Annotated in this window: 14 protein-coding genes; 4 read left to right on the top strand and 10 right to left on the bottom strand. The window is 37.0% G+C overall.

Going from position 1 to position 17,822, the window contains the following annotated elements; translation table 11 throughout:
- Positions 1–357: 357 nt before the first annotated feature.
- Positions 358–768: a hypothetical protein gene (locus LG296_RS02135; RefSeq protein ID WP_107931559.1), complete on the bottom strand. Its 411-nt coding sequence runs from the start codon at positions 766–768 to the stop codon at positions 358–360.
- 191 nt (positions 769–959) lie between these two features.
- Between LG296_RS02135 and LG296_RS02130 the strand changes: the two genes are divergently transcribed.
- Both LG296_RS02130 and LG296_RS02125 read left to right on the top strand, forming a co-directional pair.
- Entirely contained in the window at positions 960–1,550 is a 591-nt protein-coding gene (locus LG296_RS02130; protein ID WP_107931557.1) for a DUF2441 domain-containing protein, read from the top strand.
- A 541-nt stretch (positions 1,551–2,091) separates the two neighbouring features.
- Positions 2,092–2,508: an NUDIX domain-containing protein gene (locus tag LG296_RS02125; protein ID WP_107931555.1), complete on the top strand. Its 417-nt coding sequence runs from the start codon at positions 2,092–2,094 to the stop codon at positions 2,506–2,508.
- A gap of 48 nt (positions 2,509–2,556) precedes the next feature.
- Here LG296_RS02125 and LG296_RS02120 read toward each other — a convergent pair whose 3' ends face one another.
- Complete coding sequence (locus LG296_RS02120) at positions 2,557–3,552, bottom strand: LLM class flavin-dependent oxidoreductase (RefSeq protein WP_107931553.1); 996 nt, start codon at positions 3,550–3,552, stop codon at positions 2,557–2,559.
- 988 nt (positions 3,553–4,540) lie between these two features.
- On the opposite strand from LG296_RS02120, the gene LG296_RS02115 reads away from it, so the two are divergent.
- Positions 4,541–5,476: an aldo/keto reductase gene (locus tag LG296_RS02115; RefSeq protein ID WP_107931552.1), complete on the top strand. Its 936-nt coding sequence runs from the start codon at positions 4,541–4,543 to the stop codon at positions 5,474–5,476.
- Positions 5,477–5,523: 47 nt separating this feature from the next.
- On the opposite strand, the gene LG296_RS02110 is transcribed toward LG296_RS02115, so the two are convergent.
- From LG296_RS02110 to LG296_RS02090, 5 genes are all read right to left on the bottom strand, one after another.
- Positions 5,524–6,465, bottom strand: a complete 942-nt coding sequence (locus LG296_RS02110; RefSeq protein WP_107931550.1) for a ring-cleaving dioxygenase — start codon at positions 6,463–6,465, stop codon at positions 5,524–5,526.
- Positions 6,466–6,618: 153 nt separating this feature from the next.
- Positions 6,619–7,530 (bottom strand): 1,4-dihydroxy-2-naphthoate polyprenyltransferase, encoded by a 912-nt coding sequence (locus LG296_RS02105; protein WP_107931548.1) that lies wholly within the window; start codon positions 7,528–7,530, stop codon positions 6,619–6,621.
- 275 nt (positions 7,531–7,805) lie between these two features.
- The gene (locus LG296_RS02100) at positions 7,806–8,684 is read right to left on the bottom strand and encodes a GNAT family N-acetyltransferase (RefSeq protein ID WP_107931546.1); all 879 of its coding nucleotides are present in this window, start codon (positions 8,682–8,684) and stop codon (positions 7,806–7,808) included.
- A gap of 103 nt (positions 8,685–8,787) precedes the next feature.
- Positions 8,788–10,617, bottom strand: coding sequence for an ABC transporter ATP-binding protein (locus tag LG296_RS02095; RefSeq protein WP_107931544.1), 1,830 nt, complete (start codon positions 10,615–10,617; stop codon positions 8,788–8,790).
- Positions 10,617–12,350 (bottom strand): ABC transporter ATP-binding protein, encoded by a 1,734-nt coding sequence (locus LG296_RS02090; protein WP_107931542.1) that lies wholly within the window; start codon positions 12,348–12,350, stop codon positions 10,617–10,619. Before LG296_RS02090 ends, LG296_RS02095 begins: the two co-directional genes overlap by 1 nt.
- Positions 12,351–12,783: 433 nt before the next feature.
- Between LG296_RS02090 and LG296_RS02085 the strand changes: the two genes are divergently transcribed.
- Positions 12,784–14,811 (top strand): GGDEF domain-containing phosphodiesterase, encoded by a 2,028-nt coding sequence (locus LG296_RS02085; RefSeq protein WP_107931540.1) that lies wholly within the window; start codon positions 12,784–12,786, stop codon positions 14,809–14,811.
- A 57-nt stretch (positions 14,812–14,868) separates the two neighbouring features.
- Here the strand turns inward: LG296_RS02085 and LG296_RS02080 are convergent, their stop codons facing one another.
- From LG296_RS02080 to LG296_RS02070, 3 genes are all read right to left on the bottom strand, one after another.
- Entirely contained in the window at positions 14,869–15,351 is a 483-nt protein-coding gene (locus tag LG296_RS02080; RefSeq protein WP_107931538.1) for a threonine/serine exporter family protein, read from the bottom strand.
- A gap of 10 nt (positions 15,352–15,361) precedes the next feature.
- A complete protein-coding gene (locus LG296_RS02075; RefSeq protein WP_107931536.1) occupies positions 15,362–16,111 on the bottom strand; it encodes a threonine/serine exporter family protein in 750 nt (249 codons plus the stop codon).
- Between the two features lie 184 nt (positions 16,112–16,295).
- Positions 16,296–17,552, bottom strand: coding sequence for a beta-propeller domain-containing protein (locus LG296_RS02070; protein ID WP_181417946.1), 1,257 nt, complete (start codon positions 17,550–17,552; stop codon positions 16,296–16,298).
- Positions 17,553–17,822: the final 270 nt, after the last annotated feature.

Raw genomic sequence — 17,822 nt, 5'->3', positions numbered from 1 at the left:
TTACCCGCTTTCATCATTAATCTAATAAGCCCACCATGTAGAATCTTTGTCAACCCAGTTTACGAAATCACTTTCCCTCTATAACTAGGGCTTCCTGTAATTACGTTAAAATTTCTGTAAAGAGACGTTTTATTACTAAAACAATATCAAATGAGCGATTTTCAAGTTGTACCCCTTCAGCTTTGACAGCATCACTCCACCCCACGAAATTTTTGTCAACCTAGTTCACGAAATGAGTTTCCTTATATATTAAATTGAAGAAAAAAATAGGACACCACCAATTTTGGTGGTGTCCTATTTTCATTCATAATCTCTCATGGAATACGCTTTTTTCAGGGGTTAATAATTTAATTGTATCTATTTGGAATATTCTTCTGTGTAGTATTCTACTCCATTTGAATCTTTAATTATTCGTTCTCCTGTTTTTTCAAACTCTAATGAAATATTATCATCAAGAGTTACATAGTATTTTGAACCCTTTGTTTCAATCTTTCCTTGGTTATAAATTTTTAAAAAGCTTGGCCCAGATTCAGCATTTTCTTTCTCAAGAACTTCATCTATATCGCTCATTTTAGGCTCTTCATACAATAGATGAACAGTACCACTACTAACTAATATTCCATCCTCAACTAAAATGATTAGTTGATTATTATTATTTCTAAATCCTGAATCCTCAAAATCTGTTACTTTTGCCTCTAATTTAACGTCATTATTTACACAAGCGGTTAAGAGCAAAGTTGTTAAAACAAACAAGATTATTTTTTTCATTTAGTCCTCCCTGTTTTAAATGTTTTAAATTTCCAATTATCTAATATACGAATGGAATCCTTATTAGATACAAAAAAGCTGGTGTTGTATTAAAGAAAATAAAGTTGTTGCACTAACGGGGGCGATAGTTCAACAAAGGAACTTAAAGCAGTATAATTCAAATAAATGGTAATTATAACTGGAGGTAGATTATGAGGAAGAATGGATTTTTCGTTTACCATATTGTTACACGGCAGGAAATGAATCTCGGACAAGTACTTCACTTTGACAAGAAGCAACACAACACCCTCTATCATTTCTTTTTCGAGGGAGAACAATTGAATACTAAAGAAGAAGATTTCTTTCAAATTTTAAAGACTCATTATACAAACGAGGGGCTAAACTTGAATAAAGAAGATGCCGATTTAGCTATGAATTACTCCGGCAAAACAATTCGAGCGATAAGAGAATTAATCTTGGAAATGGTAAGACTCGAAGAATATCCTGAGTATCCTTCAAGACTCTCTTGCTTATATGCAGCTAAAACGTACGAAGATGCACTGCAATGGAAAGAGATATTCACCTCTTATAATCGTAAGGTCTTACAAATTGTTAAACTACAAGTTTTTGGAGATCCTTTTGAAGGCGACGGAAACCTTTTACCAAAGGAAGATGGTGCGCCATTCGCAAAAAAATTTGAACAAGCTAGAGCTTATTGGAATGGAAATATTCAAAATGAACTCCCCGAACTATTGATTAACGGAAAAATTGAAGTGGTAGAAATTATTGATCAATTCAATTAAGGAATTTCAGAGGGAAATGGGGTTAATATTCTACTGAAGGCTGATACTTTCTTATTAAAATATATTTTCTTAAGCAATTTTCAAGTCACACCTTTTCAGCCTCGATATTATAACTCCATCCCTCGAAATCTTTGTCAACCTGGTTCACGAAATTGGTATCTTTCTATAACTTATGCCGATCCTTCCCCCTAGTTGCAACTCCATATTCATAGATACTTTCTTACTAAACTATATTTTCATATACGATTTCCAAACCACACCTTTTCAGCCTTGATATTATCACTCCACCCTGCGAAATTTTTGTCAACCTAGTTCACGAAATCGGTATCTTTCTATAGCTTTTCCCGGCCTTTACCACCTAAATTACTCTCTCCTAGGGGCTGGCATTAAACCACTTGACTCTAATTCCTATTTCTTCACCCTTTTAAAACCGATTGACATTTAATATCAATTTATATAAAAATTAATCCTAGTGAAGTAATCCTCCTAGATTAGTAATTTCATAGAAAACTTTCACATTCTAAATAGGACGGTACTCTAAATGACAAACACTATAGTGGTTGCACTTAAAGGTTTCATTCTCAATAACGGTAGGGCTTTGTTTGTTCAGCGGGCTGCAGACGATGAAATTGGGGCTGGAAGCTGGGAATGTGTTGGGGGACAAATCGAATTTGGGGAAGATTTAGAAACTGCACTTTTACGTGAGATTCATGAAGAGGTTGGTCTTCTTGTTACAATAGAGCAGCTTTTATACGCAACGACTTTCCAAACTACTCCAACAAGACAGGTTGTAATTATCACTTATCTTTGCAGTAGCAGCAATCAAAATGTTGTTTTATCAAATGAGCACTCAAATTATATTTGGGCTAATAAGGACCAAGCGAGATTCTTATTGCCTCAAGACATTATTCGAGATTTCGAGAAAAATAATGTTTTTGCTTTAGAAGCTTTAAAATAACCCAAAGAAACACCTGGATTTAATATTATCCAAGTGTTTCAATTCTCTTTATATTAATTCCTTTGCTAACAAACGATAGACGTTCAATCGTGCATCCTGTGAATGCGGAATTGAACAAATCATCGCTTCATCAAATCCATATTCTTCTTGTTCAGCTAGTAGTAAATCTGCTACTTCTTTAGGAGTCCCAACGAAATGCTGGCTTCTATTTTCTTCAATCCATATGCGATCCATTTCTGTTAATGGGTAATCCTTTGCTTCCTCTGGTGTCATTCGAAGCAAATCTACCTGTCCTCTATTAAATAAAAGACGTGCGATATCAGCTGGTTTTGCTTGATATTCAGCCTCTTCCTTACTTTCGGCAACCGTTACAAAATAGGAAATCATTATCTCAGGCTTCTCCATAAATGGCGAAGGAATAAAGTTCGACCGATAAGCATCAAAGACCTTTTTATTCATATAGCCATTGAAGAATTGAGCATAGGAATAACCCATTCCCATCTTACCTGCCTGTACAGCACTATTGCCACTCGAGCCAAGCAGCCAGCTTTGTGGAAGAGCTATATCATATGGTGAGGCAATTACTCTTTGGTAGTACGGATTTTGAGGTGCTTGCTCATTCATGAAATCCAGTGTCCATTGCAGCTTCTCATACAAATTATTCACTTGGGGTTGCCGTCCCTCAGATAAAGCATACATGGCATAATTATCACCACCAGGAGCTCTTCCAGCACCAAAATCTATTCTTCCAGGCGCTAATGCACTTAAAGTTTTAAACACCTCAGCTATTTTGTAGGGTGAATAGTGCATAATCATCGTCCCGCCCGTTCCTACACGGATTCGATTTGTTTTTGCCGCAATATAGGAAGCTGTTATTTCAGGGGCTGAGCTTGCAAACCCCTTTGTGTTATGATGTTCAGCCATCCAAATTCGTTCATATCCCAGCTCTTCAGCCAAAACTGCTAATTCAACAGCTTTTCGCAAAGCATCTGGAGCAGTATTTCCCTCTGTAATCGGCGCTTGATCTAATACACTTAACTTCATTTTTGAAGACTCCCTTCTTCTCTATAAGCATCCCCAATTATGATTGATTCATAAAACATATCAAGGTTATCGGAATTAGTTATATTTTATAGAACGAAGACCAATAAATCTAATTTCATGCCTAAGCTATACAATCAATTTAAATGTCGAATTGTTCTTAATAACTTGATTTCCAATAGAAATAACCATTTCAAATGACACTGAACGACACACTACTATGACCTATATACTTTTTTCGTGAACCAGGTTGACAAAAATTTCGGTACCTCAGGTTATATTACCAATCCCAAATGAGACTGTTTTGAATTTCACATTTCAATTTTTATTATGCTAATAAATTAATAAATCCATTTCCTTTTCTCGACAATTTCATTTTCTAATATAGCCGAAACGTCAACCAAGGTTGACAAAGATTTCGGCACCTCCCCTGATTAGAAAAACGCTAATTAGCCTTGATTTGAAAAAGGACTATTTCAAATAGCTATAGTAGGAGACTTTTTACACCTCCTCCTTAAATCGACATCTATATTTTTATGAAATAGCTATATCGTCAACCATGGTTGACATAAATTCCAGACCCTCGTGCTTTAATAAATATACTTGAGGATAGCTCATTTGAATTTTCTTTATTTCAAATTACTTTCTCAATAAAATATCAAATTCCATTAATCTTCTCGACAAATAACGATCTGCTTACTCGCCTAATCGTCAACCTAGGTTGACAAAGATTTGGGTACCTCGGGTTATAGCACCAACCTCTATTCGTCCTCAAAAATTCAGCAAGGTAAATTACTAGCCTTTATTTGCAGCATTTTAAATACCTATCATATATCAACTAAAATCGACAATTACATAAGCTTAACCACTTTATAGCAGTCCGAATTAGTTTATTTATTGGTATTAAATATATAAAATTAAACTTGTAATCTCTCACTCTACTTCCATGACCTACTTGATGATAAAAACTTTTAGAAAGAAGGATGCCATCTTGTTAAACAAAGTTCAGCTTGGAAAATCAGAGCTCCATGTTAACCCTATTGGTTTAGGAGCAAATGCTGTTGGAGGACATAATTTATATCCTAATTTAAATGAAGAGGTAGGCAAGGATTTGGTTCGTACAGCCATTGATAATGGAATGAACTTTATCGATACAGCTTTTAGTTATGGTCCTGAACGTTCAGAGGAATTGATTGCCGAGGTTTTGAAGGAAAATGGAAGAAGAAATGACGTTATTATAGGAACTAAGATTGCACAAAAGTTTGTGGATGGAAAAACAATTATCGATAACTCTCCCTCCTTTTTACGTAGCGAGGTCGAGAAAAGCTTAAAACGGCTTCAAACTGATTATATCGATTTATTGTATATTCATTACCCTGACAAAGCTACACCTAAGGATGAAGCAATTGGAGCTCTTAAACAATTGAAGGATGAGGGGAAAATCCGTGCTATAGGGGTTTCGAATTTCACGCCTGAGCAGTTAAAAGAAGCAAATAGGGATGGATATGTGGATGTAGTACAAGGAGAATATAATTTATTTAGTCGAGCAGCTGAATCAACGTACTTCCCTTATACAACACAAAATAATATTTCTTTCATTCCCTACTTCCCATTAGCTTCAGGTCTGCTAACCGGAAAGTATACTAAGGAATCTACCTTCAATGATTTCCGTACAAGACTTCCCTATTTCCAGGAAGAAGTTTTTGCAGCTAATTTAGAAAAGGTAGAACAGCTGCGAGCTATTGCCAATGCAAAGGACGTTGACGTTGCTCATGTTGTTTTAGCATGGTACCTGACACACGAAGCTGTAACGGCTGTCATTCCAGGTGCTAAAAACGGCGAGCAGGTGCTAAACAATTTAAAAACTCTTGATGTACAACTTACAAATGATGAAATTCTAGCAATTGATCAGCTATTTAAGGCTTAAATTAAAAAGGGTGACCCTAACTTTTTGTTAAGGTTACCCTTTATCTATTAATCTAATGGCTCTAATCTATTTTCGATTTCCTGTCTTCGCTCCTCTAAAAATGGAGGTAAATCCAGCTTTTCACCTAACGTTTTTACATCTGCATCAACCGTAAATCCTGGACCATCTGTGGCAATTTCAAATAGAATGCCATTTGATTCTCTGAAATATAAACTCTTAAAGTAAAAGCGATCGACAACTCCAGAAGAATGGAATCCACGCTGTTTCACTTGTTCATCCCAATAGGCTAATTCCTCGTCGTCTTTTGCGCGTAACGCTAGATGGTGTATGCTTCCACGACCTGGCTTTTCACTTGGTCCATCTAATTCCTTTACTAAGATCTCACCAAACCCTTGCCCTTCGATTGATTGTAGAAGAATTTGTTCCTCATTGCGTTCCCTCACAACAAAACCAAAAATCTCCGTTAATGTTTTCACAAGCTTCCCAGCATTTTTCACCGTTATTTCAATGGTACCCATCCCTAAAATCTGATGTTCAATAGGTACATTGGAGTTATCCCAAGTCGTCCAAAAGTTTGGAACCTCTTCCCCATCGCTGTTTAATAGAATCATTCGCAGCCCCTCTGGATCCTCGAAGGCAAGTGCCTCTCTACCTGCGTAACGCGAGATTTCATTATGCTTTACGTTCAATTCTTCAAAACGATTTTTCCAGTAAACTAAACTATCAACCGATGGCACAAAAAGTCCGATAAGAGTTATTGCATTCGTTCCTCTATGAGTTCTTCCCACCATTGGGATTTCAAAGAATGTTAACCCTGTTCCAGGACTTCCGACTAAGTCTCCAAAGAACAGATGGTACATCGAAGGATCATCCTGATTGACCGACTTCTTAACTCTGCGTAACCCTAGTGTTTCTCTATAAAACTCATCATTTTTCTTGGCGTTTTTTGAAATCATAGAAATATGATGATGACCTAAAATAGTTGCCATTTCCCTTCCCCCGTTTCTGATTATCTTGCTATCATTTTATCTCGAATTCGAGATAAAATCAATCTATTGATAAATGTGATGCTGTTATTGTGAGCATTTCCCTTTCTTCTATACTTAAAAACGCCTCCCCACATTCGTAGAGAGACGTTTGTTTTAAAACAAATAGCTTATTAACAACCCAATTGATAATAAAAATGAGAAAAGTGTATTGGTGATTGCCGTTGATTTCATAGCAATTCGCATAAATTGCGGCTCTTTTTCACCCTTTTTAAATCCTTGAATTGCGGAAATCGGTTTTTTCACACTTAGTAATACAACTAATGCCCAAGGACTAACAATGCCAGCGAACACTAGAACAATTATCCATAGATATGAGATAACAAAGGCAATTGCTAGAGAAAGTACAGCTTTATCTCGCCCAAGAAGAATCGCTAATGTTTTGCGTCCACCCTTCGTATCCTCTTCAATATCACGGATATTATTGGCCATATTGATGCCGCCAACTAAAATCCCCACTGGAATAGAAATTAACAATGCAGTTAGTGATACATCGCCAGCTTGAATAAAGTAAGCAATTAACACAAAGCCTGTCCCCATTAACGCTCCAGCAAATAATTCTCCAAATGGTGTATAAGCAATCGGCATCGGTCCGCCTGTGTAGAAATAACCTACTGCCATACCGAATAATCCAATCACCACTAACCACCAGCTACTACTTGAGCAAATATATACACCGATAATAGCAGCTAAAATGTACAGGAGAATCGCTACACTTAGTACATTTTTAGGCTTTAAGCCATGACGCACGATTCCTCCACCAATTCCAACTGAATCAGCAGTGTCTAAGCCGCGCTTGAAATCGTAATATTCATTAAATAAATTTGTCGCAATTTGTAGCGCTAAACATGCTACCATCATAGCGATAAATAATAGCCAATGAATTTGAGTATCGAATAAAGCGATTACTGTTCCTAAAATTACAGGAGCAAACGTCGCCGTTAATGTATGTGGTCGAGTCATTTTCCACATTAATTTTGCGGGACTCATATTTTTTTCATTTTCCATGAATCTATTCAACTAACCTCTCTGTTATAGTTTTTCACATTCCTTCATTATATCAAATTCACGAGAATGCTCAATGACGACTTGTTGGGAGAGTGGCTTCGAATTAAATGTAGATTGATAATTTTGATGATTTATGGTGCACATTAAATTTTACCAGACAATTTTTCTAATTTACCAGACACATTCACGCAAATACCGGACACTCTACCTTACTCCCCCAACTCTAACAAAAAAAAACACCCACAAATCACTTAAGATTTATGGGTATCCCCTATTTACTGACCTGTATAAATAAAGTAATCTACTTGCATTGATTTGATAAATCCAGCTTTTTCATAAACTGCTAGTGCTCGCTCGTTTTCTAGCTCGACGTCTAGCATGACATTTGTATCGCCATTTCGCATAGCAAAATCTTTTATCCACTTTAACAGAGCCGTTCCAATACCTAGACCTTGTTTATCTGGATGAACGGCTAATGCCGAAATAGATTGGGCGTTTCCATCCTTAGAGGAGGTTACTGTCCCAACGATTTCTCCATCCAATTCAGCAACCCATAATACTCTACCTTCTGACATCGTATTATAGTGAATTAGCTCAATAGATTCTTCACGTAAATCACCAAATGCGTTGCTGAAAATTTCAATCAACGCCTCCTGATCTGTACCCTCTAAATAAGGACGAATGTGAATAGACTCAAGTGATTCCATTTCTTCTGGCTGAGCTTCTAATGTTGCTTCTGAAAAACTATAGGAATAACCATACTTCTCTACAAATTTGCGGCGAGATGTATCATTTTCGATTACTAATGCCAGTTCTCCCTCAGCGCCTCTTTGATGCAAGCCATCACCAATCACCTTCAATAATGCTTCATCTAAGCCAATATCGCGGTACATTGGAGATACTAAAATGGCCCATTCATACGTATTTAACGCTATTTGGTCAGTAGCACTCGCTACGCCTACCAACTCATCCTGCTCATTATCATAGGCAAGGACGAAAAAGCCTTTAACATTAAAATTAAGAGAATCCTGTAAATTTAAAACAGAACTATAATTGTAATTATCTGATAGCAATGCAGCTTCACATAATGATTTGATCTCACTATAAGTTTCCGGATCAATCGGAAACGACTGTGTAATAATTGAAAGGTTCATTTATAAAACTCTCCGATTCTTAAAACTTATGCTTTTCATTTTAGATGAACCCTCATACAGTCGCAAGGTCATTTCAGGAATTACATGTAATTACCTAGTACAATCATTTAATACCAGATTGACTAAGCATATTAGCATAAATACCATTGTGCTCCATTAATTCCTTTTGAGTTCCCGATTCCATTACTTCCCCTTGCTGCATAACAAATACAACATTGGCATTGCGAATCGTATTTAGACGATGGGCGATTACGAAGCTCGTTCTTCCCTTCATCAATTCCTCAAGAGCTTGTTGGATCTTCACCTCTGTAACTGTATCGATACTACTTGTAGCCTCATCTAGTAATAAAATGACCGGATCTGCTACAAAGGCTCTCGCAATGGAAAGCAGCTGCTTTTGTCCTTGAGAGATCTCACTTCCGTCAGCAGTTAAAATCGTTTCATAGCCATTCGGTAGCTTCATAATAAAGTCATGGGCATTGGCCTTCTTACAAGCCTCTATAATCTCTCCATTTGTGGCATCTAGTCTGCCATATCGAATATTTTCATAGACACTTGCCTCGAACAGGAACGAATCCTGTAAAACAAAAGCCATTTGGTTTCTTAATGTTTGCCTTTTAATGTCCTTTATATTTACACCATCAAAAAGCACTTCGCCACTTTCCACATCGTAAAATCGAGAAATCAGTTGCATAATCGTTGTTTTCCCAGCACCCGTAGCTCCTATTAAAGCTGCCGTTTGACCTGGCTTTACACTAAAGCTTACATTTTTTAAAGTGTAAGCTTCTTCGGCAGATTCATATTTGAATGAAACATCACAGAATTCAACTTCACCCGAAAGCTTATGCTCACCAGCTACTTTCCCTTCGTCCTCTTCCTTCGTTTCATCCATGATTGAAAATACACGCTCTGCCCCTGCAATAGCTGATAAAACGGTATTCATCTGGTTTGCTAAATCATTTAATGGACGCGTAAATTGGCGAGAGTACTCCGTAAAAATAACGATGGTTCCTATCGATACATGACCGTTAAAGGCTAGAATTCCACCGATACCTGCAATAATCGCAAAGCTGATATTATTTAATAGGTTCATAACTTTAGGGATGAACCCTGAATAAGTAAATGCCCAAAATCCAGTTCTGCGATATCTCGCACTTTTTTCACGGAATTCGTCCTTTACTCGTTCCTCCTGAGAAAAGGCTTTTACAACCCGTTGACCAGAAATTGTTTCCTCAATCATTCCATTTAAAGCACCAATCGCAGCCTGCTGTTCCTTAAATAGCTTTCCTGTTCGTTTTGTAATCCAACGAGTTGCCATAAGCATTAAAGGAATAATCAGCATCGTCAGCAATGTTAATAACGGGCTTAATGTTAGCATTACAATGACTGTACCTGTTAACGTCAATATGCTTGAAAACACTTGAATAAAGGAAGTATTTAAAGTAGCACTAACCGTTTCGATATCATTTGTTGCCCGACTCATTAATTCACCGTGTTGTCGCTTATCGAAAAAGGTAACTGGAAGGTGTAACAAATGATGAAACACTCCCGTACGCATATGATAGATAGTTTCTTGAGCAATCCCGATCATCCAGAAGTTTTGGAAGAAGAGCGATAGAGCCAATGCAACATAGATAAATACTAACCCAATAATCATCGGAAGCATGCCATCAAACTGCTGCTTTAATACATATTCATCAATCATATGACCAATTAGATATGGACCTAAAAGTGCCATTGCCGAACTTACAACAACCAAAAGTAAAACAGCAATTAGTAAAGCTCTTCTTTCATCAACAATTTTCCAAATTCGCAGCAATGTATTTTTCCAATTGCTCGCTCGAGGTCCCTTCTCCTTTTTAATAGCAGGACCCTTCAGATCTTCCTTTGTTAAAACTGGTTCATAGCCAAACGGTTTTCGTATGAATTTCATCACGCTTCACCCTCTTGCTCTTGTTGTGACATAACAATCTGATTATAACGAGCATTTGTCTCAAGAAGTTCTTCGTGTGTTCCATAACCAATCATCTGTCCTTCATCTAGCAGTAGAATTCGATCAGCACCCTTTGCCGTTCGAATCTTTTGAGTTACCACAAGCATTGTCGCGCGCTCCTGCTCAATTGCATCCCAGAAGGCAGTTTCTGTTTTTACATCCAATGCACTTGTACTATCATCTAATATAAGGATGGAGGCGTTTCTTATTAAAGCTCTCGCTATACTTAAACGCTGCTTCTGCCCACCCGAAAGATTAACTCCTTTTTGGCCAACTCTTGTTTCATAGCTGTTTGGGAAGCTCTCTACTGTTTGGTGAATTTGAGCGTTTGTGGTTGCTAGCACAACTTCATTCATTGATGCATCCTGTTTACCCCAGCTTACATTTTCATAGATAGTGCCTGTAAATAACATGGAGCTTTGAGGAACATAACCCATAATTGCTCTTAGCTCTTCTAAGGACCAATCCTGAATAGCGCGTCCATTGACATAGATAGTACCCTTAGTCGTGTCATAAAGTCTCGGCAGTAAGTTTAGAAGTGACGACTTACCTGCTCCCGTTGCTCCCATAATCGCTAGTTTTTCACCTGGTTCAACCGAGAAGGAAATATCCTGGAGAACACTCTTTTTCGTATTTGGATATTGGAAACTTACATTTTCAAAGCGAATTGCTTCATTATTAACTGAATTTAAGTTAAACGGACGAGAAGAAGGCTCATACGTCTCTGTCCCCTTTTCAATAAGTAAGATTTCCTCCATTCGTTCTGAGGAAGCCTTTGCACGTGAAAGAGCAATGATGATAAAGGCAAACATTGAGAAGGAGCCAGTCATTCTTAAGGCATAGTTGACAACTGCTACTAGTTCTCCAACCTGTGCATCCCCGTTTCGAACATCCATTGAGCCATACCATAGTGCCGCTAATAAACTAAGATTCATGACAAATAATAGTACCGGTTGAATAAGCTCCATAATTCGAAGGGCCTTCACCGTATCAAGCTGCAAATTGGTTGACACCTTTTCAAAACGCTCTGTTTCATATTTTCCACGCATATAGGCTTTTACTAAACGAATCGCTTGTAAATTTTCCTGAAGTACACGGTTTACACGATCGAGTCTACTTTGAACCTCACTAAATAGATGGACACCTTTTTTCGCTATGAACACTAAAAAGACAATTAAAATTGGTGTACCAATTAGTAAAAACATCGCCATTTTAGGATTAACGATAAATGCCATCACCAAGCTCCCAAGTGCAGATAGTGGAGCACGCAGCATTATTCGCAAGCTCATAAATAAGACTGATTGTACCTGCTGTACATCACTAGTAAGTCTAGTAATCAGACCCGATGTAGGGAAGCGCAAATAAGTTGCCATTGTAAAGGATTGAATTTTACTAAACAAAGCATTTCGCAAATCAAAGGCAAAGCTTTGTGCAACATGTGCCGCAAAATAGGAATTTATAATACCACTAGCAAAAGCAGCGAAGGCTAATACTAGCAGGATAATTCCCCAATAGCCAATTATCCCGATATCCCTTGTTACAATCCCATTATCAATAATTTTGGCAATGATTAGTGGCTGAATAAGCTCCACAACTAACTCGGTTAACATTAAAAATAATGCAAATAATGCCGGCCATTTGTACGGCTTTACATAGGAAAAAACTGTTTTCAAAACCTACACCCCTAACCCGCATTCCATTATGAACAAAACCAAAATCTAGATGCCATTCTTGTTTGTTAAAGCGATCACAATGTCAATTCTCACTTTTATTTCGTAATCCGTAATATATATAAGAATAACTCAAACCCTAAATTTTGCCAACCTCCTAAAGTCGTAAGTGAATCAAACAAATTAGAAAAACAGCATTTATAAGCCTTAAGTCTCAACGGTTTTTAATTAAACATATATAAACCATTTATATCATCTAAAAACAATACGATTCGTCCACAAATTTCATTACATTACATATTTTATCTTTTTAACATTACTTTTTACCCTCATATTTTATAAACAAAAACTTCCCAATACTTTAATAGTGACTATTTGCCATAAAATCTTTATAATAAATAGTATGAATTTACGGCTATTTAGGAGTGAGAAATAAATGAACCAAGAGAAAACAAACATGGTTGTCGATGAGACACTGGTGAATTTGTCTCCTTTCCCTTCTTTTGTACTAAATCGAGATGGACAAGTAATTATATGGAACGATTTAAGCAAGAGATATTTTGGTTATGAGATGGAGGACTTTTTGATTACGCCCTCAGCTATTAAGACTGGGTTACTATCTTCACTATCAACAGAGGCATACCAAAACATCCTACTAGGAAAAGAGTCTTTGCTTTTTGAAAAAGCACAACTTTTAACAAAAGTAGATACAATGATTGATTCAACAATTATCACATCTAATGTCACTATAAATAATGAACCCGCTACTTTAGTTACCTGCATCTTAGAGAATTCCTATACTCGAATGGATGATTCCATGCAGGGATTAAAGGATTTAATGAACGGCCTATACTCTTCATATATGGTAGTAACAGTGGATGCAGAGGGACTAATTATCAATTGTAACCCGAACTTCTTAGCAATTAGTCACTGGACTCCTAAACGCGTTTTAGGAAAAACATTCTGGCAGCTGTTCCCTGATAATGAAAGCAACATGAAAGTAACGGATACTATCTGGAAAACCATCAACTCAGGTCAAATTTGGGAAGGTGAGGTAGAAAAGATTACAAAGGATGGCTCTCCATATTGGGTGTATTTAACTGCTATTCCGACGTACTCACCAGCTACGAAAAACTATGAATTCGTTCTTTTTGAAAAAGATATTACAAACGAAAGAAAAATGAAGCATCAGCTTGAGAAAATTGCTTACATCGACCCTGAAACCGGCCTTATGAACGCTCACCGTCTAGAGCAGGTAGTGAATGATATGATCGAAGAAAAGCGTCACTTCTCTTTCGTATATATTAGTATCGATAAATATTACACAATCAAAGAACTGCACAATAGTCAAAGAGAAGATAATTTAATTACCGAATTTACAAAGCGTATGAAGATTTACTTCCAGGACAGTGAAATGGCCCGCATCAACGAGCATGAATTTGTGGTTATTACACCTCTTGGGGAATGGTTTACTCAAGGCTTCTTAACTTATCTAAAACAAAATCCAATTTACTCCGGCAATGTGGCAGTACCAATTTCCATTAGTGGAGGCATTACCCGCTCTCCTCAGGATCAATCCACATTCCCTCACCTTATGAAGGCATCCCTTGCTACAATTGCCAACGTTCGTGAAGCCGGTGGAGATAATATTGTGTCGTTATCAAATGCAACTCATAAAGCGATTAATCGTAAATCGATTATCGAAAAACGCTTATTGCTTGCCCTTGACCAACAGAATCTAAAAGTATTTTACCAACCACAAGTGGATATTCACACAGGAAAGTTTTTAGCAGTTGAAGCATTAGTACGTTGGGAAGACGATGAAATCGGCGTAGTAAAGCCGGAAGAATTGATTCCTATCGCTGAGGAAACTGGGCTAATCAATAACATCGGTTCCTTCGTGATTGAAGAAGCCTGTAAGCAAGCTGTGAAATGGCATAAAGCAGGTCTTGATTTAAAGGTTACGATTAACTTATCTGTTCGCGAGTTCCGTGACAAAAATATGGCCAAATCCATATTATCGACTTTAGAAAGCACAAACTGTCCAGCTAACTTAATACAAATTGAAATTACAGAGAAATTTGCATTAGAGGCAGAAGCAGAAACGTCGATTATTAAACAAATGCGCCAGCTAGAGGAAGAAGGAATTGTCTTTATCCTTGATGACTTCGGTACAGGCTATGCATCCTTCCGTTACATGCAGCTTTTACCTATTGAAACTTTAAAAATTGACCAAACGTTTATTCACTCTCTTCTTCAGTCTGAAAAAACACAACGATTGATTCACGGTATGGTTCAATTCGGTAAATCCATGAACTTAAATGTACTTGCTGAGGGTGTAGAAACGAAGGAGCAGCAAAAGCTTCTACAGGAATATGGCTGCGATGCTATTCAAGGCTATTTAATCAGCAAGCCAGTATCCGAAAAAATAATAACTCAGCTAGCATTAAATTCAATTAAATAAACCTATATAAAAAGGCTACTCGGCGAAGAGTAGCCTTTCTTTTGTATATCGAGAGATCTATTTCAATCTCCTCTTTGCACGGGCAAAGGATTGCATCGAGGTTAAACCGGTTTTAAAAAACTTCATCATTAATTGAATAATAACCTCGGCAAACACGAGTCCCATCGCGATGGCACCAGAAATCATGAAGGCTCTCATCCCATTTTGAATGCCCATAGTATAGTCTAGCTCCACAATATTGCGCATAGTATTATAAGCGATTCCACCTGGAACCAACGGAATAATCCCCGACACATTAAATATAATCATCGGCATTTTAAAACGGCGGGCAAAAATTTGTGCGACAATCGCTACAACAAAGGCCCCTATAAAGGATGCCTGCACTTCTGTTACATTGATTTGTATAAGCATATAATAGATAATCCATCCAATAGCACCTACAAAACCACAATAAGGTATTGCTTTTGTCGGTGCATTGAAAATTATGCCAAAGCAAGCTGTAAATATAAAACTAAAGATTAATTGTATGATTAACTCCATATCCACTCTCCTAAAAGGCGACAATAACTGCAATGCCAGCACCAATTGCAAAGGCTGTTAAAAATGCTTCAGCCCCTTTTGCAATGCCGGCTGTAAAGTGTCCCGCCATTAAATCTCGAACTGCATTTGTAATGATTAACCCAGGAACAAGTGGCATTACTGCACCAACAATTATTTTATCCATTTCAATCCCTAAACCAAAATGAACTGCAAGAGAAGCAATTAGCCCTACTACTAACGCAGCAAGAAATTCTGAGAAAAATTTTACCCTCGTCATTTCTTGTGTAATTGTTACCACAGCAAACCCCACTCCCCCTGCTACAAAGGCAGCAGGCATATCGGACCAATACCCATTAAACAAAACTAAAAAGCAACTACTAGCAACAGAGGCGGCTAACAATTGTATGTGAATAGGTAAGAAATAATTTGTCTTTTGTATTCTCTTTAACTCTTCATAGGCTTCTTCTAATGTAATCATTTGTCCTGAAAGCTTACGAGAGACGCTATTGACTTTAGCAATCTTATGCAAATCAGTAATCCTTGCTGGAATTGAAGATATTTTAGTAATTTGTCTTTTACCTAGTGAAAGGATAATCCCCGTTGGTGTCACATAGCTTTGTGCATCTTCAATATTTTGTGACCTAGCCATACGAAGCATCGTATCCTCTACACGATAGGTTTCGGCTCCACTTTCCATCATGAGCTGACCAGCTAATAATAAGCAATCAAGAGCTAATTCATATTGTTGTTCATTATTCATAAATTTTTCGTTATTCTCCTTTTTTCTCCATGCTCATATTATCGAACAGTTTCATTAATCTCAATACATATTTTTGTTTATTTTTAATTAACTAGGATAATTTTGTAAACTATTTCGTTTGAAACAACCCTAAAACGAAAAATAGCGATGAAAAATAACCCTTTTTCATCGCCTTAGTTTTATTTTATTTTATTTTTACACTACTTATTTCTTTAAAGCTATGCAAATCATAGCTCTTCACTTCTTCTCTGGACACCGTGTAAAGGGTATCATCGATATAAAGTAAACGTGAAATTAGCGCATCCCAATCCTCGTATTGCTCACCTTCTTTAGCAGGGACTACTAAATCACTTTTTAATTTAATGCCATTTTCTGCTGTAATTTCATATACAACTGCACCTGAGCCTTTGTATTCTACGTCATACTCACCCTTCCCTTCATAAACAATGATAGGGAAACCAAAATAGCTATTTTGTTCATTTCTGAATAAGGCTTTATGGTTATATTCAACCTCTGAATGAGTACCGCGTCCCCCAATGACAACCGTATCTTGTTCCTTTGGATTAGCGTAGTCTGTTATATCAAACAAGGAAATTTTAATGCCCGTAGTTGTTGTAAACGGCTCTTTTGTGATATCATCTACTCGATTTTCTGTATCATATCCAATCCCTATTAAATGATTTTCATCTAAAGGATGCAGATAATTACTAAAGCCAGGAATTTTCAATTCGCCTAGTACTACCGGCTTTTCTGGATTTTTTAGGTCGATTACAAATAAAGGATCGACCTGTTTAAAGGTTACGATATAGGCTTTATCCCCCATAAACCTTGCAGAATAGATTTTTTCTCCCTTCGCAAGATCTGTTACCTCGCCTACTTTTTCCAGGTTTTCATTATAGATAAACAAATGGTTTTTAGTCGGTTCATCTCCTTCTAAAAAAGCATTTCCCTCTGTTGTGGCTACACGGAAATAACCATTATGCTCATCCATCGAAAATTGGTTCAGTATGGAGCCCTTAATGGAGGTAGTCGCTTTAAATTCTACATCGGTACCATCTATAGCAAATTTATAAATGTCAGTATCAGTTGCACTTATAGGCATTATCGCCATGTCTGCAGCGATTTTCGTTGAAGCATTCCCTTCAAATGTTGTGATTGGCAAATAATTCACAGCTGTTAAATATAATGCCTCTTGTGACATATAAAGAGCCGTACTCCCACCTAAGAACCCCTTCGTTTCTACTTTAGAGCTTTCAAAATTAGCTAAATCAATAGCTGTAATAATTGTATAGTTTGGTTCGCTTGAGCCCGGCAGAATCGTCAGCTTATCAATTTCCATCGGCTCAAGCTCCTCGCCCTCTTCACTATCATAAGTGAATGGTCGAAGCTCTACATCTGTCTGCTCTGCTAGTAACCAGTAATCCGGCGTTTTGTTTGTCACGATTATATCCCCAATTCCATGCGAATAAATGGATAATTATAAAATCAGAGTAAAAAAGGCTCTATATAAACATTTATAACCTTCCCCATTTTGACAAACTTTACAAAAGTTGTGTGGAAATAATTCCCTACACAGTTTATAATTAGATGTATATTTGTTGTATAATTTTTACTTTAAACTTTTATTAGATCTCTAATACAACATCTAAATATTGTTTGTTGTTTTAGACCAAAGGTGGAATGTATAATGGATTACTTTCTCTTTGTTAAA

Origin of the sequence: Ureibacillus chungkukjangi (genome assembly GCF_044795995.1) — a bacterium.
Taxonomy (GTDB): domain Bacteria; phylum Bacillota; class Bacilli; order Bacillales_A; family Planococcaceae; genus Ureibacillus; species Ureibacillus chungkukjangi.
This window is presented reverse-complemented; position numbering and strand designations above follow the sequence as displayed.